The sequence below is a fragment of the Pseudomonas sp. S3_B11 genome (assembly GCF_054667715.1).
In genome coordinates this window covers 356,786-382,742 of record NZ_CP162749.1, presented here as the reverse complement: position 1 = coordinate 382,742, position 25,957 = coordinate 356,786, and the positions used below count along the sequence as shown (strand labels likewise).

Annotated in this window: 20 protein-coding genes; 10 read left to right on the top strand and 10 right to left on the bottom strand. The window is 61.9% G+C overall.

From position 1 onward, the window contains the following. Positions 1-10 precede the first annotated feature (10 nt). Positions 11-676: an alginate O-acetyltransferase AlgF gene (locus AB4O22_RS01830; protein ID WP_223470396.1), complete on the top strand. Its 666-nt coding sequence runs from the start codon at positions 11-13 to the stop codon at positions 674-676. A gap of 217 nt (positions 677-893) precedes the next feature. Further along, positions 894-2,345, top strand: coding sequence for a mannose-1-phosphate guanylyltransferase/mannose-6-phosphate isomerase (locus tag AB4O22_RS01825; RefSeq protein ID WP_223470395.1), 1,452 nt, complete (start codon positions 894-896; stop codon positions 2,343-2,345). Between the two features lie 72 nt (positions 2,346-2,417). On the opposite strand, the gene AB4O22_RS01820 is transcribed toward AB4O22_RS01825, so the two are convergent. Beyond that, the gene (locus AB4O22_RS01820) at positions 2,418-5,135 is read right to left on the bottom strand and encodes an RHS repeat domain-containing protein (RefSeq protein WP_460097774.1); all 2,718 of its coding nucleotides are present in this window, start codon (positions 5,133-5,135) and stop codon (positions 2,418-2,420) included. Positions 5,136-5,302: 167 nt separating this feature from the next. Here AB4O22_RS01820 and AB4O22_RS01815 point away from each other — a divergent pair, with 167 nt between their 5' ends. Together AB4O22_RS01815 and AB4O22_RS01810 are read left to right on the top strand one after the other, a co-directional pair. Then, complete coding sequence (locus AB4O22_RS01815) at positions 5,303-5,767, top strand: multidrug transporter (protein WP_460095805.1); 465 nt, start codon at positions 5,303-5,305, stop codon at positions 5,765-5,767. A gap of 35 nt (positions 5,768-5,802) precedes the next feature. After that, positions 5,803-6,627, top strand: coding sequence for an SDR family oxidoreductase (locus AB4O22_RS01810; protein ID WP_123350945.1), 825 nt, complete (start codon positions 5,803-5,805; stop codon positions 6,625-6,627). Between the two features lie 118 nt (positions 6,628-6,745). On the opposite strand, the gene AB4O22_RS01805 is transcribed toward AB4O22_RS01810, so the two are convergent. From AB4O22_RS01805 to AB4O22_RS01790, 4 genes are read right to left on the bottom strand one after another with little or no spacing between them, the layout of a single operon-like run. Next, a complete protein-coding gene (locus AB4O22_RS01805) occupies positions 6,746-7,609 on the bottom strand; it encodes an efflux RND transporter periplasmic adaptor subunit (protein ID WP_123350944.1) in 864 nt (287 codons plus the stop codon). A gap of 10 nt (positions 7,610-7,619) precedes the next feature. After that, entirely contained in the window at positions 7,620-7,820 is a 201-nt protein-coding gene (locus AB4O22_RS01800; RefSeq protein ID WP_003205331.1) for a DUF1656 domain-containing protein, read from the bottom strand. Beyond that, positions 7,810-10,014, bottom strand: coding sequence for an FUSC family protein (locus tag AB4O22_RS01795; protein ID WP_003205332.1), 2,205 nt, complete (start codon positions 10,012-10,014; stop codon positions 7,810-7,812). Before AB4O22_RS01795 ends, AB4O22_RS01800 begins: the two co-directional genes overlap by 11 nt. Positions 10,015-10,028: 14 nt before the next feature. Further along, on the bottom strand, positions 10,029-11,501 hold the full coding sequence (locus tag AB4O22_RS01790; protein WP_123350943.1) for an efflux transporter outer membrane subunit: 1,473 nt from the start codon (positions 11,499-11,501) through the stop codon (positions 10,029-10,031). A gap of 330 nt (positions 11,502-11,831) precedes the next feature. Between AB4O22_RS01790 and AB4O22_RS01785 the strand changes: the two genes are divergently transcribed. Continuing rightward, a complete protein-coding gene (locus tag AB4O22_RS01785) occupies positions 11,832-12,800 on the top strand; it encodes a LysR family transcriptional regulator (protein WP_003205334.1) in 969 nt (322 codons plus the stop codon). A gap of 27 nt (positions 12,801-12,827) precedes the next feature. Here the strand turns inward: AB4O22_RS01785 and AB4O22_RS01780 are convergent, their stop codons facing one another. Continuing rightward, positions 12,828-13,085, bottom strand: a complete 258-nt coding sequence (locus AB4O22_RS01780) for a hypothetical protein (protein ID WP_223470390.1) — start codon at positions 13,083-13,085, stop codon at positions 12,828-12,830. Positions 13,086-13,321: 236 nt separating this feature from the next. Here AB4O22_RS01780 and AB4O22_RS01775 point away from each other — a divergent pair, with 236 nt between their 5' ends. The 5 genes from AB4O22_RS01775 (at position 13,322) to AB4O22_RS01755 (ending at position 21,367) form a co-directional block, all read left to right on the top strand. Continuing rightward, positions 13,322-14,479, top strand: coding sequence for an efflux RND transporter periplasmic adaptor subunit (locus AB4O22_RS01775; RefSeq protein ID WP_223470388.1), 1,158 nt, complete (start codon positions 13,322-13,324; stop codon positions 14,477-14,479). Then, complete coding sequence (locus AB4O22_RS01770) at positions 14,476-17,592, top strand: multidrug efflux RND transporter permease subunit (protein ID WP_223470386.1); 3,117 nt, start codon at positions 14,476-14,478, stop codon at positions 17,590-17,592. The genes AB4O22_RS01775 and AB4O22_RS01770 overlap by 4 nt, the downstream gene beginning before the upstream one ends. Positions 17,593-17,601: 9 nt before the next feature. Next, positions 17,602-18,285, top strand: coding sequence for a heavy metal response regulator transcription factor (locus tag AB4O22_RS01765; protein ID WP_027911423.1), 684 nt, complete (start codon positions 17,602-17,604; stop codon positions 18,283-18,285). After that, the gene (locus tag AB4O22_RS01760; RefSeq protein WP_027911424.1) at positions 18,272-19,639 is read left to right on the top strand and encodes a heavy metal sensor histidine kinase; all 1,368 of its coding nucleotides are present in this window, start codon (positions 18,272-18,274) and stop codon (positions 19,637-19,639) included. The genes AB4O22_RS01765 and AB4O22_RS01760 overlap by 14 nt, the downstream gene beginning before the upstream one ends. A gap of 231 nt (positions 19,640-19,870) precedes the next feature. After that, a complete protein-coding gene (locus AB4O22_RS01755; RefSeq protein ID WP_027911426.1) occupies positions 19,871-21,367 on the top strand; it encodes a sensor domain-containing diguanylate cyclase in 1,497 nt (498 codons plus the stop codon). Between the two features lie 129 nt (positions 21,368-21,496). On the opposite strand, the gene lpxC is transcribed toward AB4O22_RS01755, so the two are convergent. The 4 genes from lpxC to AB4O22_RS01735 all read right to left on the bottom strand — a co-directional run bounded on the left by lpxC (position 21,497) and on the right by AB4O22_RS01735 (position 25,954). Next, entirely contained in the window at positions 21,497-22,408 is a 912-nt protein-coding gene (gene lpxC, locus AB4O22_RS01750) for a UDP-3-O-acyl-N-acetylglucosamine deacetylase (protein WP_003178240.1), read from the bottom strand. A gap of 112 nt (positions 22,409-22,520) precedes the next feature. Then, positions 22,521-23,714, bottom strand: a complete 1,194-nt coding sequence (gene ftsZ, locus AB4O22_RS01745; protein WP_003205341.1) for a cell division protein FtsZ — start codon at positions 23,712-23,714, stop codon at positions 22,521-22,523. A 98-nt stretch (positions 23,715-23,812) separates the two neighbouring features. Next, the gene (gene ftsA, locus AB4O22_RS01740) at positions 23,813-25,072 is read right to left on the bottom strand and encodes a cell division protein FtsA (RefSeq protein ID WP_003205342.1); all 1,260 of its coding nucleotides are present in this window, start codon (positions 25,070-25,072) and stop codon (positions 23,813-23,815) included. Between the two features lie 15 nt (positions 25,073-25,087). Further along, positions 25,088-25,954: a cell division protein FtsQ/DivIB gene (locus tag AB4O22_RS01735; protein ID WP_013694173.1), complete on the bottom strand. Its 867-nt coding sequence runs from the start codon at positions 25,952-25,954 to the stop codon at positions 25,088-25,090. Positions 25,955-25,957: the final 3 nt, after the last annotated feature.

Below are 25,957 nucleotides of genomic sequence, written 5' to 3'. Positions count from 1 at the left end.
GAGGTCCACCATGACTTTCAACACTACTCCTCGCCGTCTCGCTGCTCGCTCCTTCAAGGTCGTTGCACTCGTCGCCAGCATGAGCGCCCTCTCACTGTCAGCCTTTGCCGGTGACGCGGCCCTGTACGGCCCGGTCGCGCCAAAAGGCTCGAGCTTCGTGCGGGTGTACAACGCCGCCAACGCCGAAGTCAGCGCAACCGTCGGCAGCACCAACATCAGCGACGTAGCTCCCTTGGCCAGCAGCGACTTCAGCTTCATGCCCGGTGGCGACTACAGCGCCAAGGTCGGCAGCCAGACCGTGCCGGTGAAACTGGCTTCCGATCACTATTACACCTTGGTCAACAACGCCAGCGGCCAGCCGCAACTGATCGAAGAGCCGCCGTTCAAGAACAAGCAGAAGTCCCTGGTCCGCGTACAGAACCTGAGCGACAAGGCACTGACCCTCAAGACTGCCGACGGCAAGACCGAAGTGGTGCCGAACGTGGCCGCCAAGGGCCGTGGCGAGCGTGAAATCAACCCGGTGAAAGTGTCCCTGGCGCTGTTCGAAGGCGACAAGAAAGTCGGCGACCTCAAGCCCGTGGCCCTGGAGCGCGGCGAAGCAGCCGTGCTGTACGTCACAGGTTCAGGCAGCAGCCTGTCGCCAGTGTGGGTCAAACGCCCAGTGTCGACCCGCTGATGAATTCACTTGATTGACGTTGTACCCCTGTGGGAGCGGGCTTGCTCGCGAATACGGTCTCACATTCAACATTGATGTTGGCTGAAGCACCACTTTCGCGAGCAAGCCCGCTCCCACCCTGAATCGGGGTGTCAGTCGGGTACGGAACAAGAACAAGAGAGTGAAACGACAGAACGCAGTAGCTCTAACAACCATTTCGCTTCAAGGAGTAACAAACATGATTCCGGTGATCTTGTCAGGTGGTAGTGGCTCACGTCTTTGGCCGCTTTCGCGCAAGCAATTCCCTAAACAGTTCCTGGCCCTGACCGGTGAACACACCCTGTTCCAGCAGACCCTCGAGCGCCTGGTGTTCGAAGGCATGGACACGCCGATCGTGGTCTGCAACACAGACCACCGTTTCATCGTCAACGAACAGTTGACCAACCGTAATCTCGAAGCCCAGCGCATCCTGATGGAACCGTTCGGGCGCAACACCGCACCGGCCGTGGCGCTGACCGCGATGATGCTGGTCAACGAAGGCCGCGACGAGCTGATGCTGGTGCTGCCGGCCGACCACGTGCTGGAAGACCAGAAAGCCCTGCAACGCGCCCTGGCCCTGGCCACCGTGGCCGCCGAGCGTGGCGAAATGGTGCTGTTCGGCGTACCGGCCACAAAACCGGAAACCGGCTACGGCTACATCAAATCGACCAACGACGCGCTGCTGCCTGAAGGCGTGAGCCGCGTTTCGCACTTCGTCGAAAAACCCGACGTCAAGCGCGCCACCGAGTTCGTCGAGGCCGGCGGTTACTTCTGGAACAGCGGCATGTTCCTGTTCCGCGCCAGCCGTTTCCTCGAAGAGCTGAAAAAGCACGATCCGGACATCTACGACACCTGCCTGCTGACCCTGGAGCGCAGTGAGCAGACGGCCGACACCATTACTTTCGACGAAGCCACCTTCGCCTGCTGCCCGGACAACTCCATCGACTACGCCGTGATGGAAAAAACCCAGCGCGCCTGCGTGGTGCCACTGTCGGCGGGTTGGAGCGATGTCGGCTGCTGGTCGTCGCTGTGGGAAGTCAACCCCAAGGATGCCAACGGCAACGTCACCAAAGGCGACGTGGTCGTCCAGGACAGCCGCAACTGCATGATCCACGGCAACGGCAAGCTGGTGTCGGTGATCGGCCTGGACAACATCGTGGTGGTCGAAACCAAGGACGCCATGATGATCGCCCACAAGGACAAGGTCCAAGGCGTCAAGCAGATGGTCAACACCCTCAACGCACAGGGCCGCACCGAGACCCAGAACCACTGCGAGGTCTATCGTCCTTGGGGCTCCTATGACTCGGTGGACATGGGCGGTCGTTTCCAGGTCAAGCACATCTCGGTCAAGCCGGGCGCGTGCCTGTCGCTGCAGATGCACCACCACCGCGCCGAACACTGGATCGTGGTCAGCGGCACTGCCGAAGTGACCTGCGACGAGAACGTGTTCCTGCTCTGCGAAAACCAGTCGACCTACATCCCGATCGCGTCGGTCCACCGCCTGCGCAACCCGGGCAAGATCCCACTGGAAATCATCGAAGTGCAGTCCGGCAGCTACCTGGGCGAAGACGACATCGAGCGTTTCGAAGACATCTACGGTCGCTCCACCCCGATCGAACGCGGCGTGTCGGTGAAGACCATCGCGCAGTAACGATCAGCAGAACAAGAAGCCCCCATCCAGCCCACTGCGTCCCCTATCCGCAGCGGGCTGGGTGGGGGCTTTTTATTGATTGACCACTCTCTTGGCATCAAACTTTTCGGCAATCCTGGCCGAGCGCGGATTGACAGCGTCCGTTCTGATTTTTCTGATATCCGCTCCCTTCGAAATCGCCTTGATTGCGCGCACCGTCAAGAATGTACCCACTCCCTTCAGAATCGGCAGTCGCGCCACTGAGGTGGCCTCTGCCAGCGCCTCTTTTTTCAACGTTCCGTCACCCTGGGTTTCAGGATGGACGACCACTTGCACAACATCCACTTCCGTTTTTCCCTCGGAAGTAAACATGTTCAGTTCAGCCAGACCATAAATGTGCCGCTCCTCGGGCGATTTCAACTTGTCGGATTTTTTCATGACTGCGAAAAAGCGCCGCTCAACGACGAAGTCAGGGTGTCTGTGCAAAGCGTCCGGATCGTTCGGCTCGTCCACAAATACGTCATTGGCACTGCGCAACATATAACCGGAAATGCTTGCCCCCAGACCGAAGTTTGAAGGCTGCCCAACGACCTTCGAACGCGCCGTTTCGCTGGAGAGGGTTTTATAGCGTTGCTTGTAGTGTTGAAGATTCTGTTTGACCTCATCTCCTCCCACCAGATAATCATTGAATGCGCCGACCTCCACCACTTTGAAGTCGTTCACTTCACTGTACTTTCCCGTGGCTTGCTTAAACACGCTAACCCGGCTCGTAAGCGCTGCCCCTGTGAGCTTGAGTCGATTCTTCAAGCCCATTTCAATTTCGTACTTTCCAGTCTTGTTAAGCCCGTCGGCGTCCCGAAAAGTCAGTGGGTTATTGCTCACCATCGCGTACAGGTTCAGCCCATCGATATCTCCTGCGGGGTCTGGATTGAGCCAGCGCTGCAAGCCAGGCATGTAGTAGCGATAGCCGTAATAATAGAACCCCGTCGCATCCCGTTCCTTCCCCGAATAACGAACCGTCTTGTAACTGACCTCGACCCCGTCAGCCCCCGCCAGGTACGCGGTCTCGCCGAAGGGATAGAAGTGCTCCCGGCTGATGATTCGCCCGTCCTGGCCAAGCTCCAGGCTGGTCGAGCCCAGATGGTCGGTAAAACTGTATAGATAGAGGTCATTGGCCCCCGCAGGTGGTGGGCTTTCCCAGTGCAATAACCGAACGCTGTTGAGCCCACCCTGGGCGGTGATGACCTGGAGTAACTCTCCGGTGCTGCTGTCGGCACGCAACTGCAGGCCCGGCAAATAACGCACCTCGGCGGCCAAGCTGCGGGCGCCGGTTTGCAGCGATCGCAGCTTGCGCACACGTTGCCCACCGCCGTCGTAGGCATACACTTCACTGTCGTCAAGCCCCGAGTCGCGCTCAATGGACGTGACCGAACTCAACTGGTTGCGCAAGTCCCAGACCAGGAACCGTCCCGCGTACAGTTCCAAGCAGTTGCCCCGCGCATCGAACGCCGCAGCGATTTCGTCCTCCGTGGGCGGCACACCATTACGGTACGGCAAGCAGCGATTGCTATAGCGAGCCGCTTGGATTTCCCGACCATGGTTTTGTGCCCCGACGTGAACCAGCGTCAACAGATTGCCGCCTTCGTCGTAGCGGTAGGTCTGTTGGTAATTGCTGACCGCCGCCGGGTCGTTCTGCCTCAGCGAGTCGGGCCCTTGGTTCGCCGAGCCCGCCTCCCAACCGGTGGCTTTGATCAGTTGATAGAGACTGTCGTAGACAAAGCGGCTGATCGGGTCGATGCGCTGGTTGGCAAAGTAGCGGACCGCCAGGGCTGCGTCCTCGATGCTCAACACGTTGCCCATCGGGTCATAAACGTAGCGCAAGTGTTGCAGTGCCTGGCCGGAACGCAGGGCTTGGCGCTCTGCCAGGCGTCCGTCTTCAGGGCTGTAGATAAGGGTGGTTTTCACGCCGTTGCCGGCTGTTTCTCCCTCGATCTGTCCAAGGGCATCGTAGCGAATATCACTCACCAGCGTCTGCCAATCGCCCTGCCCCGCCAATAGCAGTTGGCTGCCGGACAGCCGGCCATCGAGCGTAAGGCGTTGGCGTTGGCGATTTCCCCGGGCGTCGACTCGCTCCAGCACGTCTCTCAGCGGGCCGACGCGCCACGTCGAAACGGCACCGCTTCCAGGTTCAAGGAGTTGTTCGCGATCGGGTTCCGGCCCCGGCCAATCGGGCAAAGCCGCATCGAGGATGTAACGGCGGTCCTGCATGAGGTTTTGCCCGGTCAAGGCAAACGACGCCAGCAACAGCACACCCGCCGTATCGTCGTGCCGAATCAACTGCCCATACTGATTTTGGTCCTGATCGCCCTGGCCCGGATATCCGTAGGTCATGCGCTCGGTACACCGACGCGGCATCCCATCACCTTGCTCGAACACCGCCACGGGGCGAAGCGATTCGTCGTAGAGCACATCGCGCTGCGCCCCTCGACTGTCCCAGCCCAGCAGTCCTTCCTCGGCGAGCCCCGGCAGATCGGTCTGCCGGCCGGCATCGACGCTGTCTGTGCGCAGCGTGACGCCGGACAACGAATAAATCGCCGAAAGGTTGCTGGGCGCCAATTCGTCACTGTCCTGCATGGCCCACAACCGCGGATCCCACTGTTTCACCGCGCGCCCGGCGAGGTCAAGGAGGCTGCGGTTGATACGCCGCTGCGCGGGGCCGTTCTCCAGGCTGCGGCAGTATTCGAGCGAACGAACCGGCCTACTTCGCGAGTCGACGGCTATCAACGTCGGCGTTCGATAATCCATGCCCATCTGTAGGAACCCGTGTAGTGCCAGGGTATCGCGGTCCATCTAACCAACGAGTCTGCAAGGCTGCCAACTGTCAGATATGACAGTGACGACCGACGGTGCAGGATCGGTGAATATCCATCGCCCCCTCCCTTCGGTAGGATGTGGCAACGGGAACGGAGGCTTCCACCATGCTTATCGGCGTCTTGCTGGTCATCACCTGGCTCATCCTGCTGTTGCGCTACCCGGCCAGGGCCTTGCCGGTTTCCCTGGCGGCGTTCATCGGGCTGGGACTGGTCGCTGCGTGGGTGCTCTGGCAGGAAAACCGCGAGACCCGGCAATTGGAGCGCCTGGAAATGCGCATCACCTATGCCCCCGGACAATGCCCCGCCGACCGACCGCTGTCGCTGAACCTGAAAAACACCAATGACGTGCCACTGATCGAACTGCGCTGGCAGGTCGCGGCCTACGCGCCTGGCGACACCATCAACCTGGCCGACACCCCCTACGATGCACCGCGCTACCGAGGCCCCGGCCAATTGCAGGCCGGCGCTGACTGGCAAGACTGCCTGCCGCTGCCGCCCCTGCGTCCGGGTTATCGCCCGCAGACCCTGGAGTTTCGCGCCGAGCGATTGCACGGTAGCTTTTCCAACTGATTGCTCTCCCCCCACTTTTGCACAAGGAATGCGCCATGCCTGTTGCGCTGATTACCGGATGTTCCAGCGGCATTGGCCGCGCCCTCGCCGACGCCTTCAAGACTGCGGGTTATCAGGTCTGGGCCACGGCGCGCAAGGTTGAAGACGTAGCGACACTCAGCACCGCCGGGTTCACCGCCGTGCAACTGGACGTCAACGACGGCCAGGCCCTGGAACAACTCAACGAACGGATCAACCAGCAGCATGGCGGCCTGGATTTGCTGGTCAACAACGCAGGCTACGGCGCCATGGGCCCGTTGCTCGACGGCGGCGTGCCGGCCATGCAGCGTCAGTTCGAAACCAACGTGTTCGCCATCGTCGGGGTCACCCGGGCGCTGTTCCCGGTGTTGCGCCGGGCCAGGGGGCTGGTGGTGAACATCGGCAGCGTTTCCGGGGTGCTGGTCACGCCGTTTGCCGGGGCCTACTGCGCCTCGAAGGCGGCGGTGCATGCCTTGAGCGATGCCTTGCGCATGGAACTGGCGCCGTTCGGCATCCGCGTGATGGAGGTACAACCCGGCGCCATTGCCTCCAGCTTTGCCAAGAATGCCGGCCATGAAGCCGAACAACTGATCAGCGAACAATCGCCCTGGTGGCCCCTGCGCGACGGCATCCGCGCCCGGGCCAAGGCCTCCCAGGACAACCCGACCCCGGCCCCCGAATTCGCCGCCGCGCTGCTCAAGGCGGTTCAACAACCCAAGCCTCCTCGCTTGCTGCGTCTGGGCAATGGCAGCCGGGCATTGCCATTGATGGCCGGCTTGCTGCCCAAGGGGTTGCTGGAAAAAGGGTTGATGAAGCGGTTTGGGTTGGGTGGGTCGCTTTGATAAATAGCGGCCACCCTGAAAACTGTGGGAGCGAGCCTGCTCGCGAAGACACCGGCACAGTCAACATCTTTGCAAACTGACTCACCGCTTTCGCGAGCAAGCTCGCTCCCACAAGGGGTCAGCGCTTGTCGTGGGGTTCTACCACCACCGTACAAGTCATCCCCGCCGCCAGCAGCACCCCGTCGGGCACTTCGTCGAGATGGATGCGCACCGGCACCCGCTGGGCCAGGCGAACCCAGTTGAAAGTCGGGTTCACGTCGGCGATCAGTTCGCGGCTTTCGGGGTTGTCCCGGTCGTAGATGCCGCGGGAGATGCTTTCCACATGCCCCTTGAGCATCTCACCGCTCATCAACTGCAACTGCGCTGAATCGCCGACCCGCACCTTGGGCAATTTGGTCTCTTCGAAGAAGCCGTAGACCCAGAACGAATTCATGTCTACCACGGCCATCTTCGCCTCGCCGATGCGGGCGTAGTCGCCACGGTGCACGTTGAGGTTGGTGACGTAGCCATCCACCGCCGCGCGGACTTCGGTGCGCGACAGATTCAGCTCGGCGGCTTCCAACTGGGCCTGGGCCTGCTGGTAATCGGCCTGGGCCGAGTCGGCGATGTTGCTGGCGTCGTCGCGGTTTTCCCGGGAGATCACCAGGCTGTCCAGGTCGGCACGCCGATGGGCGTTGACCTTGCGCATCTCCCAGGTGGCCTTGCGCGACTCCACCAGGGAGCGAGCCTGCTTCACGGCGATGCGGTAATGCTCAGGATCGATGCGCATCAACAGGTCGCCCTTTTTCACCGATTGGTTATCGCGCACCGGTACTTCGACCACCTCGCCACTGACATCGGCGGCCACATTGATGATGTCGGCCCGCACCCGGCCATCGCGGGTCCAGGGCTCGTTCATGTAATGGACCCATAACGTACGGCCGATCCACAGCGCCAGGGCCAGAACCAACAGCGTCGCCAGCAGGCTGAAAAACTTTCTCATCGCATCGATCTCAACGGTAGACCGTCAGCGCCAGCGCGCCGAACAGACAGGTAAACAGACTCAGGCGCAGCAACGCCGGGTGCCAGAAGAAGCGGTACAGGTCCAGCCCCGACAGGAAGCGGTCCAAGGCCCAGGCCAGGCCGGCGGCGATGAAAAACATCAAGGTCATGGTGGGCATGTACACGCCATGGAAGGCGATCTCACGGGGCATGTTCAAGTTCCTGGGGAAGCGGTGTGGCGTGCGGCATGGCATAGCCGGCCAAGGGCGATTGCGGGTCGAGCAACGAGGTACGGATGAAATGCAGATAGCTTTTCACCCGGCGCAGGGCCGATGTGTCGAAATGCGGGGCGAAGGGTTCGTCGGTGGCCTGCACGCGGCCGATGGCGTGGTCCACCGCCACCAGGGCACGCTCCAGATTGCTCTGGCTCGGTTGGCGGAACAGTCGCACCAGCGCCCGCCCCATCACCCGAATCGCCTGGCGCCACGGCTGGCTTTCGGCATACGCCGGATGCACCGGCAAAATCGCCTGTTCCTTGCGCAGCTCGATAATCGCGTGGCCGACCTCCAGCACCACGAACATCCAGCGCAGCAAGTCCCGTTGCACCCGAGGCTGCCCCGCTGCCAGCCCGTAGGCCTGGTGCAGCAAGTCGCGGGTACCACTTTCGAAGCTCGATGCCAGGCCCTTGAGCTTGCCACTGATAGCAAACACCACTTGCTCGCGCAAATCCTGTTCGAGCCGGCGCCACAACCAGCGGCTGTTGGGCGGCAGAATGATTGCCCCGGCCGCGGCACACACCAGCATGCCGAGGATCATCGCGATGTAATCGTTGATGAAGGCGTAGGGGTTGTAGACCGTCAGGTTGTCCGGCACCGAACCGGTGCTGAAAAAGATCAACAGACCCAGTCCGACCCCGGCGTATTTCGGTCGCGAGCTGAGGAATGAACCGAGCATGATCACCGGCGCCAGCATCACGCAGAGCAAAGGAAAGCCGTCGATCAACGGGAAGATGAAGAACATCTCGACAAAGCCGATCAACGCCCCGAACAACGTGCCGCAGGCCATCTGGAAAGCCATGCGCTTGGGGTTCGGCGTCGCGGCCGACAAGCCCACGGTGGCAGCGGCGATCATCGTCATGGTCGCGCCGCTCGGCCAAGCCGTGGCGACCCAGTAACTCCCCAGCACCAACAGGATGAAGGCGGCGCGAACACCCGATGCCGTGGCGGCCAGCCAGTTGGTCTGCGGCACGAACGGTTCGTCCCAGCGCTCACGTTCGTGGCTATGATCGGCCAGGGAGGCGTGGGTCAAGGCATAGCCGTGCAAGTCGTCGACGAATCGATAAAGCAGCTCGTAGGCAGTATGGAAATCCAGTTGCTGCCCATCACTGGGCGCCGTTTCCTGGAACAACGCCCGCAGCCGCCGCACCTGGGCCGGCAGCTCGGCCTTGTACTCGGCCAGCGCCGCCGCCAGACGGGCCGCATCGGCGTCGGTCAGGGCGCGGCCACTGAAACCGTCGAGCAGCTCGGCCAACGTTTGCAAGCCCGGCTTGATGGCATTGACCACGTGATCCGCCGCACTGCTGCGCAAGCGCTCGAGCAATTGGTGCAAGGCGTTGAAGCGAGTAGTGATGCCCATGAATTCGCTGTTCAAGCGACTGAGCCGGCCGTTGCGTCGACGCATGTGCGGGTCTTCGAAAACGGTCACGCTGCGCAGGCTTTCCAGGCCCACCGCCTCGGCAATGAAGCCCACGTTGCGCGCTTCGAATGCCTCCCGCTTGCTGCGCCCACGCAGGCCATCGGTAACAAACAGGGCAAATACCCCAAAGCGCTGGTACAAGGCATTGCGCATGGCGGCACTGGCGGTTTGCGGCAGGATCGCGGCGCTGACCAGGGTGGCGCAGAGAATCCCCAGCGAAATCTCCAGCACCCGCCAGACCGCCGCCATGAACGCGCCTTCCGGATGGGCCAGGGCCGGCAGGCCGATCATCGCCGCGGTGTAGCCGGCCAGCACAAAACCATAGGCCCGGAAGTTGCGATAACGCGCCGCCCCTGCCGAACAGAGACCAACCCAGACCGCCAGGCACGCGAGGAACGGCTCGGTGTTCTGGGCAAACAAGGCGATCAGCGCCACCATCACCGCCGAGCCGGCCAGGGTGCCGAGGAAGCGGTAGAAACTCTTGGCGAACACCTGCCCGCTCTGGGGCTGCATGACGATGAACACGGTGATCATGGCCGTGCGCGGTTGCGGCAACTCCAGGCGCATCGCCAACCACAAGGTCAGGAACGCGGCAAACAGGACCTTGAAGATATAGACCCAGGTCACCCCGTCGCTGCGGGCCCAGTCGAAGAAACCCCGGCGCCATTCGAGGCGGTACAGCCAGCGTGCGGGGGCTAGTAAAGACGTCACAGGGGAAATATGGCTCACCGTACGTGGCCCAAGTCAGGGCTGTCGTTGCCGGCCTCAAGCCCGCCCCCCAACGCCGTCACCAGGTCGGCATGGGCACTCAAGCGCGCCGCCTGCACTTGCTGTTGCACCTGTTGCTGCTTGAACAACAGGCTTTGGGCGTTGAGCACGTTGAGGTAGTCGGTGAGCCCACGCTGGAACGCCACCATTGCGATGTCGTAGGTGCGCTGGGCTGCGGCCACCGATTCGGCGGCGAAGGCCTGCTGCTTGTCCATGGATTGGCGGCGGATCAACTGATCGGAAATGCCCTTGAGGGCGTTCACCAGTGTCTGGTTGTAGTGCGCCACGGCGATGTCATAACCCGCCGCCGCCTCGCCCAATTGCGAACGCAAGCGCCCGCCGTCGAAGATCGGCAACGTGATCGCCGGCCCGACGTTGTAGGTGAGCTTCTTGCCCGTCAAGAACTCCAGCGCCCCACCACCGGTGGCCATGTAGCCAAGGCTACCCACCAGGTCGACGTTGGGATAAAAACCGGCCCGGGCCACATCGATGTCCCGGGCCTGGGCCGCCACTTGCCAACGCCCGGCAACCACATCCGGACGCTGGCCGAGCAGTTCGGCGGGCAAGGCCGACGGCAGCTTCAACGGCGCGCCGAGGGCCAGGGTCGGGCGTTGCAGTTGCGCGCCCTCTCCCGGCCCCTTGCCGGCCAGGGCCGCCAACTGATTGCGGCTCAAGGCGATGGCTTCGTCCAGGGCGTCGAGTTGGCGGTGGGTCTCGGGCAGTGGTGCCTGGGCCTGGCTGACTTCGAAATGGGTGCCGATGCCGCCGTCCAGGCGCTTGTGCGCCAGGTCGAGAATCTGCTCTTGTTGGTGGAGGGTCGCGGCGACGATATCGCGTTGGGCGTAGTGCAGCGAAAACTGGATGTAGGCGCGCACGATGTTGCTCTGCAGTTCCAGTTGCGCCTGACGCGCCTCAGCGACACTGGCATGGGCCAGGTCAACCGCCCGTTCGCTGGCATTGCGCTCGCGGCCCCACAGGTCCAGGGCGTAGCTCAAGCCCAGGGCGGCATTGTTGTCCCAGGTCGTGGTGTCGGCCAGTTCGCCCGGGCCATAGAACTGATCGGTGGGCCAGTTATGGCGCTTGAGGGTCGCCTCGCCATTGATCTGCAGCGACTCGGCGGCCTCGGCAACACCGGCCATGGCCTTGGCCTGGCGCACCCGCGCGGCGGCCATGGCCAGGCTCGGGCTGTCCTGCATGGCCAGGTCGACCCAGCGATCCAACTGCCGATCGCCATAAGCTTGCCACCACTGGTGAGTAGGCCAGTGGGCGTCGCGAGCCGCCTCGCGGATGGCGGCATCGGTCGCCAATTGATTGGCCGGCATTACCTGGCTTTGCGGCCCTATCCCGCCTGTCCCGATGCAACCGCTGATGGTTAATGTCAGAACCCAAACACTGAGAGTCTTCAGCTCTCTGCTGATGCAACGCGGCACTTGCGCAAAATTCCTGAGATGGAGCATGACGACGAGGATGGCTGCCTGTTAACGCAAAACTTGTGGGAGCGAGCCTTTGTGGGAGCCGAGCTTGCTCGCGATGGGGACGACACGGTTTCTCATCGTTCATCGCGAGCAAGCTCGGCTCCCACAAGGGCTCCCACAGGAATCAGTGCCCCAGGATTGACGGTAATTCTAGGCATCGCCCTACCCGGCGATAAGCCGATCTTTCTGTGAATCTTTGTTACCGTTAACGCGATAATCCATTAGTCGGGTCCCGCTGCTCTGTAACTTCGTGTCACAATTTGCCACCTCCCAAGAGAGCCCTCCATGGACACCTTGCAAAACATGCGCGCGTTCAGTTGTGTTGCCGAAGCTGGCAGTTTCACCGCTGCCGCCGCGCAACTGGACACTACGACGGCCAACATCTCGCGCGCAGTTTCCAACCTGGAAGCCCATCTGCAAACCCGCCTGCTCAACCGCACCACTCGCCGCATTGCCCTGACCGAGGCGGGTAAACGCTACTTGTTGCGTTGCGAGCAGATCCTGGCTTATGTCGAAGAAGCCGAAGCCGAGGCCAGCGACGCCCATGCGCGACCGGCCGGGCAGTTGAAGGTCCACACGATGACCGGTATCGGCCAGCATTTCGTGATCGACGCCATCGCCCGTTACCGCAAGACCCATCCGGATGTGACCTTCGACCTGACCCTGGCCAACCGCGTGCCGGACATCCTCGACGAGGGCTACGACGTCTCAATCGTGCTCGCCAGCGAGTTGCCGGATTCGGGATTCGTCTCCCAGCGCCTGGGGATCACCTACAGCATCGTCTGCGCATCGCCCGCCTACGTGAAAGCCAGCGGCTGCCCGCAAAAACCCGGCGACCTGCTCAACCACGCCTGCCTGCGCCTGGTCAGCCCGGTCATTCCGCTGGAAAAATGGGTGTTCGACGGCCCGGAAGGCCAGGAGATGGTCACCATCAACAGCTCACCGTTCCTGGTGAATTCGGCCGATGCGATGAAAACCGCGATCACCAGCGGCATGGGCGTGGGGGTATTGCCGGTGTACGCGGCCATCGAAGGCTTGCGCAACGGCACGTTGGTGCGGGTCATGCCCAACTACCGCTCCCAGGAACTGAACCTCTACGCCATCTATCCGTCGCGCCAATACCTGGATGCGAAGATCAAGACCTGGGTCGAGTACCTGCGAGGCTCGTTGCCGGAAATCCTCGCGGCGCACCAGTCTGAGCTGGCGGCTTACGAATTGAGTGGAAGCCTGGCAGGCGCACGGGTCGCGAACTGAAGTCGCCCCCGTGCGTGAAGGATGATGTCAGCGCTTGCCCATCGAACGACGTGTGCCGGGAGGCGCGGCACCCGGGGTCTTGGTATGGCCATTCTTGGCGCCGTTCTTGTACCACGGCTGCTGGCCGGCGCCCTTGGCCGCAGCCAGTTCACCGGGTTTGAACGGGAATTTGAAGGCAGGGATCGCCGCCTTGGTGTCCTCGGCGCTGGAAACATCGCTGTCGGACAAATCGGCCTGTTCGCCGCCGGGAAGTTCATCCGCAGGCGAAAGTGTCGGGGAAGTCATGTAAGGCTCCGGGTCATGCATGCAAGTCGGGCCCGAAGGGCGAGCCGCGAAAGGCGGCAGTATACCTGCCCGATATCACAGCGCGCAGGGCAGTTTCATCTGGCACAACCATTCATCCGACAGCAAGCCAGGACAAAACTGACAAGCCTGTCAGTTAGCCGTCACCTTCCTGACCGGCTCGTAACGCTATATAAGAAAGCTCAAACTCCTGTGTCCCGAACCGGCCCTTCATATCCATGCACACCCAGAAGAAAACCGTCCTGCTCGTCGTGTTGTTGGCCGCCCTGGCCGCCCTCGTCCTCTGGTTTGTGCTCAAGCCCGTGACCGCCAAGCCCAGCGCTCCCGCCGCCGTTCCGGTGCGGGTCGTCAGCGTGGTGCAAAAGGATGTGCCGCGCTTTGCCAGCGGCATCGGTACGGTCCTGTCGTTGCACAGCGTGGTGATCCGGCCGCAGATCGACGGCATTCTCACCCGGCTGCTGGTCAAGGAGGGGCAACTGGTCAAGAAAGGTGACCTGCTGGCGACCATCGACGATCGTTCGATCCGCGCCAGCCTCGACCAGGCCCGGGCCCAGCTCGGCGAGAGCCAGGCGCAGCTGGCGGTGGCCCAGGTCAATCTCAAGCGCTACAAATTGCTGAGCGTCGATGACGGCGTCTCGAAGCAGACCTACGACCAGCAACAGGCGCTGGTCAACCAGCTCAAGGCCACCGCCCAGGGTAACCAGGCGGCCATCGACTCGGCGCAGGTGCAACTGTCCTACACCCAGATCCGCTCCCCGGTGAGCGGTCGCGTCGGCATTCGCAACGTGGATGAAGGCAACTTCCTGCGCACCAGCGACACCGAAGGCCTGTTCACGGTGACCCAGATCGACCCGATCGCCGTGGAGTTCTCCCTGCCCCAGCAAATGCTGCCCACCTTGCAACGCTTGATCGCGGCGCCCGAGCAAGCCTTGGTCAAGGCCTATATCGGTGCCGACGGCGCCACCGGGGAACTGCTCGGCGAGGGGCGCCTGAGCCTCATCGACAACCAGATCAACGCCAACACCGGAACCCTGCGGGCCAAGGCTGAATTCAACAACGCCGCGCAACGGCTGTGGCCCGGGCAACTGGTGACGCTGAAAATCCAGACCGCCCTCGACAAGGACGCCCTGGTGGTGCCTCCCACCGTCGTCCAGCGTGGGCTGGAGCAACACTTCGTGTACCGGATCAAGGGCGACAAGGTCGAGAGCGTGCCGGTGGTCATGGTTTACCAGGACAGCGACATGCACATCATCAAGGGGGTGAACGCTGGCGATCAACTGGTGAGCGACGGTCAGTCACGACTCAAGCCAGGCAGCCACATCCAGGTGCTCAGTGATCCGCCCGCCCTGGCCAAGACCACGGAGCCGCAACCGTGAAGGGCCGCGGCTCGGTTTCGGCGTGGTGTATCGACCACCCCATCGCCACGGTGCTGCTTACGTTTGCCCTGGTACTGCTGGGCGTGATCGCGTTTCCTCGCCTGCCCGTCGCGCCGTTGCCAGAGGCCGAATTCCCGACCATCCAGGTTAACGCGCAGTTGCCTGGGGCCAGTCCCGAAACCATGGCTTCGTCAGTGGCGACGCCGCTGGAAGTGCAATTCAGTGCCATTCCCGGCATCACCCAGATGACCTCCAGCAGTGCCCTGGGCTCGACCAACCTGATCCTGCAATTCAGCCTCGATAAAAGCATCGACACCGCCGCCCAGGAAGTGCAGGCAGCGATCAACACCGCCGCCGGCAAACTGCCCAACGACATGCCGAACCTGCCGACCTGGCGCAAGGTCAATCCCGCCGACAGCCCGGTGTTGATCCTCAGCATCAGCTCCTCCCTGATGCCCGGCACCGAGCTGAGCGACTACGTCGAAACCCTGCTCTCGCGTCAGATCAGCCAGATCGACGGCGTAGGACAAATCTATATCTCCGGCCAACAGCGTCCGGCGATCCGGGTCCAGGCCTCGGCCGACCGGCTCGCCGCCATCGGCCTGACCCTGGCGGACATCCGCCTGGCGCTCCAGCAGGCCAGCCTCAACCTGGCCAAGGGCGCCCTGTACGGCGCTTCGAGCATTTCCACCCTGTCCACCAACGACCAGCTGTTCCAGCCTGAGGAGTACGGTGAGCTGATCGTGTCCTACAAGGACGGCGCACCGGTTCACCTCAAGGACATCGCCAAGGTCGTCAACGGCTCGGAAAACGCCTACGTCCAGGCCTGGTCCGACAGCGAACCAGGGGTCAACCTGGTGATCTTCCGGCAACCGGGAGCGAACATCGTCGAGACCGTCGACCGCATCCAGGCGGCCCTGCCCACCCTGCAAGCCATGTTGCCCGCCGCCGTGCAGGTCAAGGTCCTGATCGATCGCACCCAGACCATCCGCGCCTCGTTGCATGAGGTGGAGATCACCTTGCTGATCGCGGTGCTGCTGGTGGTCGCGGTGATGGCGCTGTTCCTGCGTCAGCTCTCGGCGACCCTGATTGTCTCGGCGGTGCTGGGGGTGTCGCTGACCGCCAGTTTCGCCCTGATGTACGTGATGGGGTTCAGCCTGAACAACCTGACCCTGGTGGCGATCGTCATCTCGGTGGGGTTCGTGGTGGACGATGCGATTGTGGTGGTGGAGAACATCCACCGGCACCTGGAGGCCGGTGACGGCATGCGCGAAGCGGCGATCAAGGGGGCTGGTGAGATCGGCTTCACCGTGGTCTCCATCAGCTTCTCGCTGATAGCCGCGTTCATTCCACTGCTGTTCATGGGCGGCGTGGTCGGGCGACTGTTCAAGGAATTTGCCCTGACCGCCACCTCGACCATTCTGATTTCGGTGGTGGTGTCGCTCACCCTGGCGCCGACCCTGGCCGCGCTGTTCATGCGTGCCCCGGTACATCATGCCCACAGCAAGATGGGATTCGGCGAGCGTCTGCTGGGCTGGTACGAGCACGGCTTGCGTCGGGCCCTGGCCCATCAAAAACTGATGATCGGCGTGTTCGGCCTGACCCTGGCGCTGGCGGTGGTGGGCTACGTGTTCATTCCCAAGGGGTTCTTCCCGGTACAGGACACCGGCCTGGTACTGGGCACCAGCGAAGCCGCCGCCGACGTATCGTTCCCGGACATGGTCGCCAAGCACAAGGCCCTGGCCGACATCGTCGCCGCCGACCCGGCGGTGCAGACCTTCTCCCACTCCGTCGGCGTCTCGGGCAATAACCAGACCATCGCCAACGGCCGCTTCTGGATCGCCCTCAAGCCCCGGGGCGAGCGTGACGTGTCGGCCAGCGGCTTCATCGACCGGATTCGCCCGCAATTGCTGAAAATTCCCGGCGTGGTGCTGTACCTCAGGGCCGGGCAGGACATCAACCTCAGCTCCGGCCCCAGTCGCGCCCAATATCAATACGTGCTCAAGAGCAACGACGGGCCGAGCCTCAACGCCTGGACGCAAAAACTCACCGACAAGCTGCGTGGCAACCCGGCGTTCCGTGACATCTCCAACGACCTGCAACTGGGTGGCAGCATCACCCACATCAACATCGACCGCAGCGCGGCGGCGCGCTTCGGCCTCACCGCCACCGATGTCGACCAAGCCCTGTACGACGCCTTCGGCCAACGGCAGATCAATGAATTCCAGACCGAGACCAACCAGTACAACGTGATCCTGGAGCTCGACACCCAGCAACGCGGCAAGGCAGAAAGCCTGGCGTATTTCTACCTGCGTTCGCCACTGAGTGGGGAAATGGTACCGCTCTCGGCCCTGGCCCGCTTCGATGCGCCGAGCAACGGCCCGCTGTCGATTGCCCACGATGGCATGTTCCCGGCCGCCAACCTGTCATTCAACCTGGCGCCCGGCGTGGCCCTGGGGGACGCGGTGCGCCTGCTCGACCAGGCGAAGAACGAGATCGGCATGCCCGCCGCCATTACCGGCAACTTCCAGGGCGCGGCCCAGGCCTTCCAGAGCTCCCTGGCCAGCCAGCCATGGCTGATTCTCGCCGCGCTGGTGGCCGTGTACATCATCCTCGGCGTGCTCTACGAGAGTTTCGTGCACCCGTTGACGATCATCTCTACCCTGCCCTCGGCCGGCCTCGGTGCGCTGATCATGCTCTGGCTTCTGGGCCAGGACTTTTCGATCATGGCGCTGATCGGGCTGGTGCTGCTGATCGGGATCGTCAAGAAGAACGGCATCCTGATGATCGACTTCGCCCTCGACGCCCAGCGCAACAAAGGCATGGTGCCCCAGGAGGCGATTTTCCAGGCGTGCCTGACACGCTTCCGGCCGATCATGATGACCACCCTGGCCGCCCTGCTCGGCGCCTTGCCGCTGATGCTCGGCTATGGTCCCGGCGCGGAGCTGCGCCAACCCCTGGGCATCGCGGTGGTGGGCGGCCTGCTGGTGAGCCAGGCGCTGACGCTGTTCACCACACCGGTCATATACTTGTGGCTGGAGCGACTGTTCCATCGACCCGCCCATCAGCCAGGGTCGGCGCCGACGGCGGCGCTGGCGAGCACAGACCACTGAGGCAGGGCCATGCGCGTTCTGATTATCGAAGACGAAGAAAAAACCGCGGACTATCTGCACCGCGGCCTGACCGAACAGGGTTACACCGTGGACGTGGCGCCGGACGGCATCGAGGGGCTGCACCTGGCCCTGGAAACCGACTATGCGGTGATCGTGCTCGACGTAATGCTGCCGGGCCTGGACGGCTTCGGCGTACTGCGAGCCCTGCGCGCCCGCAAGCAGACACCGGTGATCATGCTTACCGCCCGGGAACGGGTCGAGGACCGCATCAAGGGCTTGCGCGACGGCGCCGATGACTACCTGGGCAAGCCTTTCTCCTTCCTCGAACTGGTGGCCCGCCTGCAAGCCCTGACTCGTCGCAGCGGCGGCCATGAACCGGTGCAGGTGAGCATCGCCGACCTGTGGATCGACCTGATCAGCCGCAAGGCCACACGGGCCGGCCAGCGCCTGGACCTGACGGCCAAGGAGTTCTCCCTGCTCAGTGTCCTGGCCCGCCGCCAGGGCGAAATCCTCTCGAAAACCGCCATTGCCGAAATGGTCTGGGACATCAACTTCGACAGTGACGCCAACGTGGTGGAAGTGGCGATCAAACGCTTGCGAGCCAAGCTCGATGGGCCGTTCGAACAGAAGTTGCTGCACACCATTCGCGGCATGGGTTATGTGCTGGAGAGTCGCAGCGATGACCGTCCCTGACAGCATCGCCCTGCGCTTGAGCGGCATGTTCACGCTGGTGGCCGCACTGGTGTTCCTGTTGATCGGGGGCGCTTTATACCAGCAGGTCGCCAAGGGCCTGGGCCTGTTGCCCGAAGCCGAGCTCGATGCCCGCTACAGTGTCCTGGAGTCCACCGTTGGCCGCTACGGCACGCCTGAACACTGGGTGAAGATCAACAACAAGCTGCGATTGCTCGGCGAAGAAGACAAACGCATCCATTTCTGGATCGTCAGCGACGATCCGCGCTTTGAATACGGCAATCCCGATGCGCAGATCCGTGCCTTTGCCCAAGGCGCCCTGGGTAAGCGCGACCTGACCTTGCCCCAACGACACTACCCGATGAAAGTGCTGGTGAGCCAATTCCCGGCCAAGGACCAGCGTCCGCCGCTGCGCTTCATGATCGGCATCGATACCGAGACCTTCTACCAGACCCAGCATCGCCTGCTGGTGGCACTGGTGAGCCTGGCGATTGTCGGTGTGTTCCTGGCTTCGTTGCTGGGCTACTGGGTCGCACGCATCGGCCTCAAGCCGCTGATCAAGCTGTCCGATGAAGCCCGGCGCCTGGCCCCGCCCCGCCTGTCCGGGCGCTTGCAGCTGTCGCCCTTGCCGCCGGAGCTGAGTCAGTTCGTCAGTTCCTTCAACGCCACCCTAGACCGGGTCGAACAGGCTTACTCGCGGCTGGAATCGTTCAACGCCGACGTCGCCCATGAATTACGCTCGCCCCTGACCAACCTGATCGGCCAGACCCAGGTAGCACTGACCCGTGGGCGCTCGGCCGAACACTACTTCGAAGTACTGCAATCGAATCTCGAGGAGTTGGAGCGGCTGCGCTCGATCATCAACGACATGCTGTTCCTGGCCAGCGCCGACCAAGGCAGCAAGGCCACCAAACTGACCAGCACCTCCCTGGCCGGCGAAGTGGCCACCACCCTCGACTACCTGGACTTCATTCTCGAAGACGCCCAGGTCCAGGTCCGGGTCAGCGGCGATGCCCAGGCCAACATCGAGATCGCCCACCTGCGGCGGGCGCTGATCAACCTGCTGAGCAATGCCGTACAGCACACCGCCCCCGGGCAAGTGATCGACGTGCGCATCGAAGCCCTTGGCGACCAGATCACCCTCGCGGTCACCAACCCCGGCGAACCGATTGCCGGCGAGCACCTGCCGCGCCTGTTCGAACGCTTCTATCGCGTCGATGCCTCGCGCAGCAACAGTGGCGCCAACCATGGGCTGGGGCTGGCCATCGTCAAGGCCATCGCGCTGATGCATGGTGGCGATGTATTTGTGCTCAGCGACCAGGGCGCCAACACGTTCGGGATCCGCTTGCCAGCCTGAGGCAGCCACAAGGTTCGATCTTTTCCAGCATTGAATGCTGGGCGAAAGCCAACTCGATCAAAATCAACAGATAGCAGCCTTCGGCAGCTCCTACCCGGTTATTGCGCAAACACTGATTGCCCGCCCTCACCGATCCAAGCACAATCAGCAAAAGGCCAGCATCTGGTTCATTGCCGGTTTGCAATCCTTTGGGACGGATCCCAGCCACATCACAATGCAGACATCGGACCCATGAGCGCGCGCAGTGCGACACCCGGCAACACCCCGTCTTCGATACGTTCAGAACGGGTACTCGTACTGGCCAGTTCGCTGGTTGTCATTGCCATCCTGAGCATCGTGACTTTCCTGCTGATTCGCGAACATGCCGCCGCACAACAGGCAGCAACACGTGCGGCGAACAATATCGTGCAACTGATTGACGCCGATGTGCTGCGTAACGTGGAGCTCTACGATCTGTCGCTGCAAGGTTTGGTCAAGGCCGCCAAACGCGAAGACCTGAAAGACGTTTCGCCAGCGATCCGCCATCTGGCGCTATTCGACCGCGCCACCGCCGCCCCCTATAAAGGCGACATCCTGCTGCTGGACAAACGCGGCGATGTGATCGCTGACTCCGCCTCGATCACGCCGCGCATAGGCAACTATGCCGATCGGGAGTATTTCCAGTCCCATATCCAAGATCCGAACCCGGGCATGATGATCAGCCGCCCGTTCCACTCCAGAAGTCATGGGCAGGAATGGCGCATCAGTTTCAGCTATCGATTGAGCGACGAACGGGGTGAGTTCATGGGCGTGGCCGAGGCCGCGATGCGCCTGAGCTACTTCAACCAATTGTTCAAGAGTCTGAACATCGGTCATGGGGGGACGGTCAATCTGGTCAGCCGCGACGGTATCCTCCTGGCACAAGAGCCCCCCTTGGCCGAAGACCTGACAGGCAAGGACTTCAGTCACCGACCGAATTTCATGCGAATCCTGCGCGAAGGCAATGGGAGTTTCACCAGCATTTCCGGCCAGGATCAAAAGCCGCGCCTGTACACTTTTTCCCAGGTGGGCAACTTGCCATTGATCGTCGTGGTGGCGCTCTCCTCTCAAGAGGTGTTCGCGTCATGGCAACGCACGGCATTGCTGGTCAGTGGCGCCACTGGCGCACTGTGCATCGGTTTGCTCTGGCTCACCTGGCTGCTGCGCCGCGAATTGCGACGCCGCTACAGAGCTGAACGGGAATTGGCCCAACTGGCATCCGTCGACCCCCTTACAGGACTGGCCAACCGACGAACACTGGACGAGACGTTGCAACAGGAATGGCTGCGTGCCCAGCGTTCGGGCCAACCGTTGTCTGTGCTGATGATCGATGCCGATCACTTCAAGGCATTCAACGACCGTCATGGCCATCAACGGGGTGACGAGGCCTTGCGAACCTTGGCGCAGTTGATCAGCAAGCATGTCCGTCGCCCCGCCGACCTGGCAGCGCGCTACGGTGGTGAAGAGTTCTCGGTTGTGCTGCCCGAGACCACCACCGCTGGCGCGTTCACCATGGCCCAGAACATTCGCGAAGCAGTTGAACAGTTGCTGCCTGTGGCCGAGGGGGAAGCGCCGATGACGGTCAGTATCGGCATCGCCACTTGGGTAAACGGGCCGTATGGCGAGCTCCAACAACTTTTGTTCGCGGCGGACAAGGCGCTGTACCAGGCCAAGGCCAGTGGGCGAAATCGTGTGGTTTGTGCGATGTGACGCTTTCCCTGTGGCTGTTCACTTAGTGTGTATATCCGTTGCTGCGGTAACGGATATAAACACCAAGAAAGCGCCCATAAAAAAAGGCCACCCAAAGGCAGCCTTCAAAAACTAGAGAGGTTTTTTTGCCTACACGGCCGCAACAGGGCGCATGTAGGAGATTGGTGCGGTGCTGGCGTCTTCGAACGTCACGACTTCCCAAGCATCTTTCTGCTCAATCAACTTGCGCAGCAGCTGGTTGTTCAGTGCATGGCCGGACTTGAAGCCCTTGAACTCACCAATCAGGCTATTGCCCAGCAGGTAGAGGTCGCCGATTGCATCGAGAATCTTGTGTTTGACGAATTCGTCTTCATAGCGAAGGCCGTCTTCGTTCAATACACCATCGGAATCGACCACGATCGCGTTTTCAACACTGCCGCCGAGTGCGAGGTTGTGCTTGCGCAGGTACTCGATATCACTCATGAAACCAAAGGTACGGGCGCGGCTGACTTCTTTTACGAACGAAGTGCTGGAAAAATCCACGCTTGCACTCTGGGTGCGGTCACGGAAAACCGGGTGATCGAAATCGATCTCGAAGCTCACCTTGAAACCTTCGAAAGGGACGAAAGTGGCACGCTTGTCGCCGTCTTCCACTGTCACTTCCCGCAGGATGCGGATGAACTTCTTGGCGGCATCCTGCTCTTCCAGGCCAGCCGATTGAATCAGGAATACGAAGGGTCCGGCACTGCCATCCATGATCGGGACTTCGGACGCGGAGAGCTCGACGTAGGCGTTATCGATGCCCAGGCCAGCCATGGCCGAGAGCAAATGCTCCACCGTATCCACTTTGGTGTCACCGTTGACCAGAGTGGTCGACATAGTGGTTTCACCAACGTTTTCCGCGCGAGCAGGAATCTGCACCACAGGGTCGAGGTCGGCACGACAAAACACAATGCCGGTATCGATAGGCGCGGGCTTGAGGGTCAGGTAGACCTTCTCGCCGGAGTGCAAGCCGACACCTGTGGCACGGATAATATTCTTCAGGGTGCGTTGTTTAATCATGGCATGGGCCGCTTCAGCGCAAATTGCGAACTGGTATCAACAAAGGCTGGCGATGATAGCAGACCAGACCTTTGCTGAACACCAATCACCCGTATCCCCCTGATACATTTCATCAATCGGCCTGACGACGCAGGAAAGCCGGGATGTCCAGGTAATCCAGATCGTCTTGCGGATTCATCTTCGCGGCAGTCGCTGTACCGGCCTGGGCCTGGTTTCGCATGACGGTCGGACGGTCCAGGTCACGGTAGTTCACCGCAGGCGCTTCCTGACGCGAAGCCACTTGTTGTTGCGGTTGCGAAGCCATGGAGGTGTGAACGGTGTTGTCGATGACCTTCACAGGCTTCTCGATTTTCGCGCCCAGACCGGTGGCAACCACGGTAACGTGCAACTCGTCGCGCATGTCCGGATCGATAACGGTACCGACCTTGACCATCGCGTGCTCGGAAGCGAAGGCTTCGATGATGCTACCCACGTCGGAGTACTCACCCAGGGACAAGTCAGGACCGGCGGTGATGTTCACCAGGATGCCGCGTGCACCTTGCAGGTTCACGTCTTCGAGCAACGGGTTGCGGATGGCCGCTTCGGTGGCCTCGCGTGCACGGTTCGGACCGCTGGCGCAGCCAGTGCCCATCATTGCCATGCCCATTTCGCTCATGACAGTCCGTACGTCGGCAAAGTCGACGTTGATCATGCCTGGACGCTTGATGATGTCGGAAATACCGCGAACGGCCCCGGCCAGTACGTCGTCAGCCTTGGCGAAAGCCGACAGCAGGCTTGCGTCTTTACCCAGGATGGTCAGCAGCTTCTCGTTGGGAATGGTGATCAACGAGTCGACGCTTTCAGACAGCAGACGGATACCTTCGTCGGCGATCTGCATACGCTTGCGGCCTTCGAAAGGGAACGGACGAGTCACCACCGCAACGGTGAGGATCCCCATTTCCTTGGCCACTTCGGCGATGATCGGCGCCGCACCAGTACCGGTGCCGCCGCCCATGCCCGTGGTGATGAACACCATGTTGGTGCCTTGCAGGACTTCAGCGATGCGCTCACGGTCTTCGAGAGCGGCCTGACGACCGACTTCCGGGTTGGCGCCGGCGCCCAGGCCTTTGGTCACGCCAGTGCCCAATTGCAGGATGGTCCGCGCGCCGATGGATTTCAGTGCCTGGGCATCAGTGTTGGCGCAGATGAATTCAACGCCTTCAATGTTGCTCTTGACCATGTGGTTGACAGCGTTGCCGCCGCCACCGCCGACACCGATTACTTTGATAACCGGGCTAGCGGGGATGTTGTCTACGAGTTCGAACATTTTCCCTCTCCTTTCATTCTCTAGTTTTTTCGCCTACTGCGTTTGCTGCGTCTTCCAGCGCCAAGCCTGAAACCTGCCGCGTGAAGCTTTGAAACTGTTTAAAAGTTGCCTTTGACCCAAGCCTGGAGCCGCTCGAACAGCGGAGCCTTCGGCTCGTCGCTGCTGTAGCTGTCGCGGCTGCCGATGCCTGAGAACGAAATCCCGTCGGACTGCTTCTGCAGGCCGTACATCAACAGACCCACGCCGGTGGAATAGATCGGGTTGCGGACCACGTCATCCAGGCCCTTGACGCCATGGGGCACGCCCAGGCGCACCGGCATGTGGAAAATCTCTTCGGCCAGCTCGACCGCGCCTTCCATCTTCGACGTACCGCCGGTCAGCACGATGCCGGCCGGGATCAGGTCTTCGTAGCCACTGCGACGCAGTTCGGCCTGGATCAGCGTGAACAGCTCGTCGTAACGCGGCTCGACCACCTCGGCCAGGGCCTGGCGCGACAGCTCGCGCGGTGGACGGTCGCCAACGCTTGGCACCTTGATGGTTTCGCCAGCACCGGCCAGCTTCGCCAGGGCACAGGCGTAACGGATCTTGATTTCCTCGGCGTACTGGGTCGGGGTGCGCAACGCCATGGCGATGTCGTTGGTCACCTGGTCACCGGCAATCGGGATTACCGCCGTATGGCGAATGGCGCCTTCGGTGAAGATCGCGATGTCGGTGGTGCCGCCGCCGATGTCCACCAGGCACACGCCCAGCTCTTTCTCATCGTCGGTCAGCACCGAGTAGGCCGAAGCCAGTTGCTCGAGGATGATGTCGTCGATTTCCAGGCCGCACCGGCGCACGCATTTCTCGATATTCTGCGCAGCGTTCACCGCACAGGTCACCACGTGGACCTTGGCTTCCAGGCGCACGCCGGACATGCCCAGGGGCTCACGCACGCCTTCCTGGTTATCGATCACGTAATCCTGCGGCAGGGTGTGCAGCACACGCTGGTCCGCCGGGATCGCCACGGCCTGGGCCGCGTCGAGCACGCGCTCAAGGTCGGCGGAGCTGACTTCGCGATCACGAATGGCCACGATGCCGTGGGAGTTCAGGCTGCGGATGTGATTGCCCGCCACGCCGACGAACGCCGAGTGGATCCGGCAACCGGCCATCAGCTGCGCCTCTTCGATGGCGCGCTGGATCGATTGCACGGTGGACTCGATGTTCACCACCACGCCTTTTTTCAAGCCACGGGACGGGTGTGTACCGATCCCGACGATGACCAGCGTGCCGTCGTCCGCGACTTCGCCTACCAGCGCCACCACCTTGGAAGTGCCGATATCGAGACCGACGATCATTTTCCCGCTTTGCACGTTTGCCATGGGTCCTGCCTCTTCTTAATTCTTCGCGACGGCGGGTACGGCCGTCGTGGGCGCTACAGGTTCCCGCCAGCCAACAGCCAGGCCGTTGGCGTAGCGCAGATCGATGCGCGCAATGTTCGTAATCTGTTCTTTAAGCGTCTTGTCATAGATGGCGATGAAGCGGCGCATCTTTTCCACCAGGTTGCCGCGACCGAGCAACAGCTCGATGCCCGGCCCCGAGCTACCCGCGCCAGTGGTCAGGAACCAACTGCCGCGCTCACGCAATTCCAGGCGCGCGATGGAGAAGCCCAATGGCCGCAACATCTGGCTCAACACCTGGTATTGCTGCATCACTTGCTGCTGGGCCCGCTGTGGGCCGAACAGTTGTGGCAAATGTTCATAGTTGGCCAGTTCCCGCGGCGTAAACGCCTGGCCCTGGTTGTTCAACAACGACTCGTCGCCCCAACGGGCCACCGGCAATTGCTCTTCCAGGCGGATCGACACCTGGTCAGGCCACACCCGGCGGACTTCGGCGTGGGCGATCCAAGGCATCTGCTCCAGTTCCTTGCGCATGCCCGCCAGGTCGATGGTGAAGAAACTCGACGCGACGAACGGAGCGATCCGCTGCTGCACGGCCTGCTGGCTGATGTAGCTCAGGTCGCCCTGGACGTTGATCCGGGCGATCGGCCGGTCGGCATAAGGCAGCAACCGTTGCGCGCCTTCATACGTACCGAACCCCAACGCCACCAGCAGCACCGGCCAGAACAGGCTCTTGAGAAAGCCAAAATTGGCTTTCGGCAAGCGCGCCGACATCGGCTCTTTGGCCACCATTCGGCTGGCACCCCGCGGCACCGGCTTGCGACCGGGTGCGGATGGCTGATGACGAAGCGATGCGCCTTGCATGGC

Bases quoted from the DNA above. Each gene is read 5' to 3' on its own strand.
- AB4O22_RS01830 (WP_223470396.1), top strand. From the start codon at position 11: ATGACTTTCAACACTACTCCTCGCCGTCTCGCTGCTCGCTCCTTCAAG.
- AB4O22_RS01825 (WP_223470395.1), top strand. From the start codon at position 894: ATGATTCCGGTGATCTTGTCAGGTGGTAGTGGCTCACGTCTTTGGCCG.
- AB4O22_RS01820 (WP_460097774.1), bottom strand. From the start codon at position 5,135: ATGGGCATGGATTATCGAACGCCGACGTTGATAGCCGTCGACTCGCGA.
- AB4O22_RS01815 (WP_460095805.1), top strand. From the start codon at position 5,303: ATGCTTATCGGCGTCTTGCTGGTCATCACCTGGCTCATCCTGCTGTTG.
- AB4O22_RS01810 (WP_123350945.1), top strand. From the start codon at position 5,803: ATGCCTGTTGCGCTGATTACCGGATGTTCCAGCGGCATTGGCCGCGCC.
- AB4O22_RS01805 (WP_123350944.1), bottom strand. From the start codon at position 7,609: ATGAGAAAGTTTTTCAGCCTGCTGGCGACGCTGTTGGTTCTGGCCCTG.
- AB4O22_RS01800 (WP_003205331.1), bottom strand. From the start codon at position 7,820: ATGCCCCGTGAGATCGCCTTCCATGGCGTGTACATGCCCACCATGACC.
- AB4O22_RS01785 (WP_003205334.1), top strand. From the start codon at position 11,832: ATGGACACCTTGCAAAACATGCGCGCGTTCAGTTGTGTTGCCGAAGCT.
- AB4O22_RS01780 (WP_223470390.1), bottom strand. From the start codon at position 13,085: ATGACTTCCCCGACACTTTCGCCTGCGGATGAACTTCCCGGCGGCGAA.
- AB4O22_RS01775 (WP_223470388.1), top strand. From the start codon at position 13,322: ATGCACACCCAGAAGAAAACCGTCCTGCTCGTCGTGTTGTTGGCCGCC.
- AB4O22_RS01765 (WP_027911423.1), top strand. From the start codon at position 17,602: ATGCGCGTTCTGATTATCGAAGACGAAGAAAAAACCGCGGACTATCTG.
- AB4O22_RS01760 (WP_027911424.1), top strand. From the start codon at position 18,272: ATGACCGTCCCTGACAGCATCGCCCTGCGCTTGAGCGGCATGTTCACG.
- AB4O22_RS01755 (WP_027911426.1), top strand. From the start codon at position 19,871: ATGAGCGCGCGCAGTGCGACACCCGGCAACACCCCGTCTTCGATACGT.
- lpxC (WP_003178240.1), bottom strand. From the start codon at position 22,408: ATGATTAAACAACGCACCCTGAAGAATATTATCCGTGCCACAGGTGTC.
- ftsZ (WP_003205341.1), bottom strand. From the start codon at position 23,714: ATGTTCGAACTCGTAGACAACATCCCCGCTAGCCCGGTTATCAAAGTA.
- ftsA (WP_003205342.1), bottom strand. From the start codon at position 25,072: ATGGCAAACGTGCAAAGCGGGAAAATGATCGTCGGTCTCGATATCGGC.
- AB4O22_RS01735 (WP_013694173.1), bottom strand. From the start codon at position 25,954: ATGCAAGGCGCATCGCTTCGTCATCAGCCATCCGCACCCGGTCGCAAG.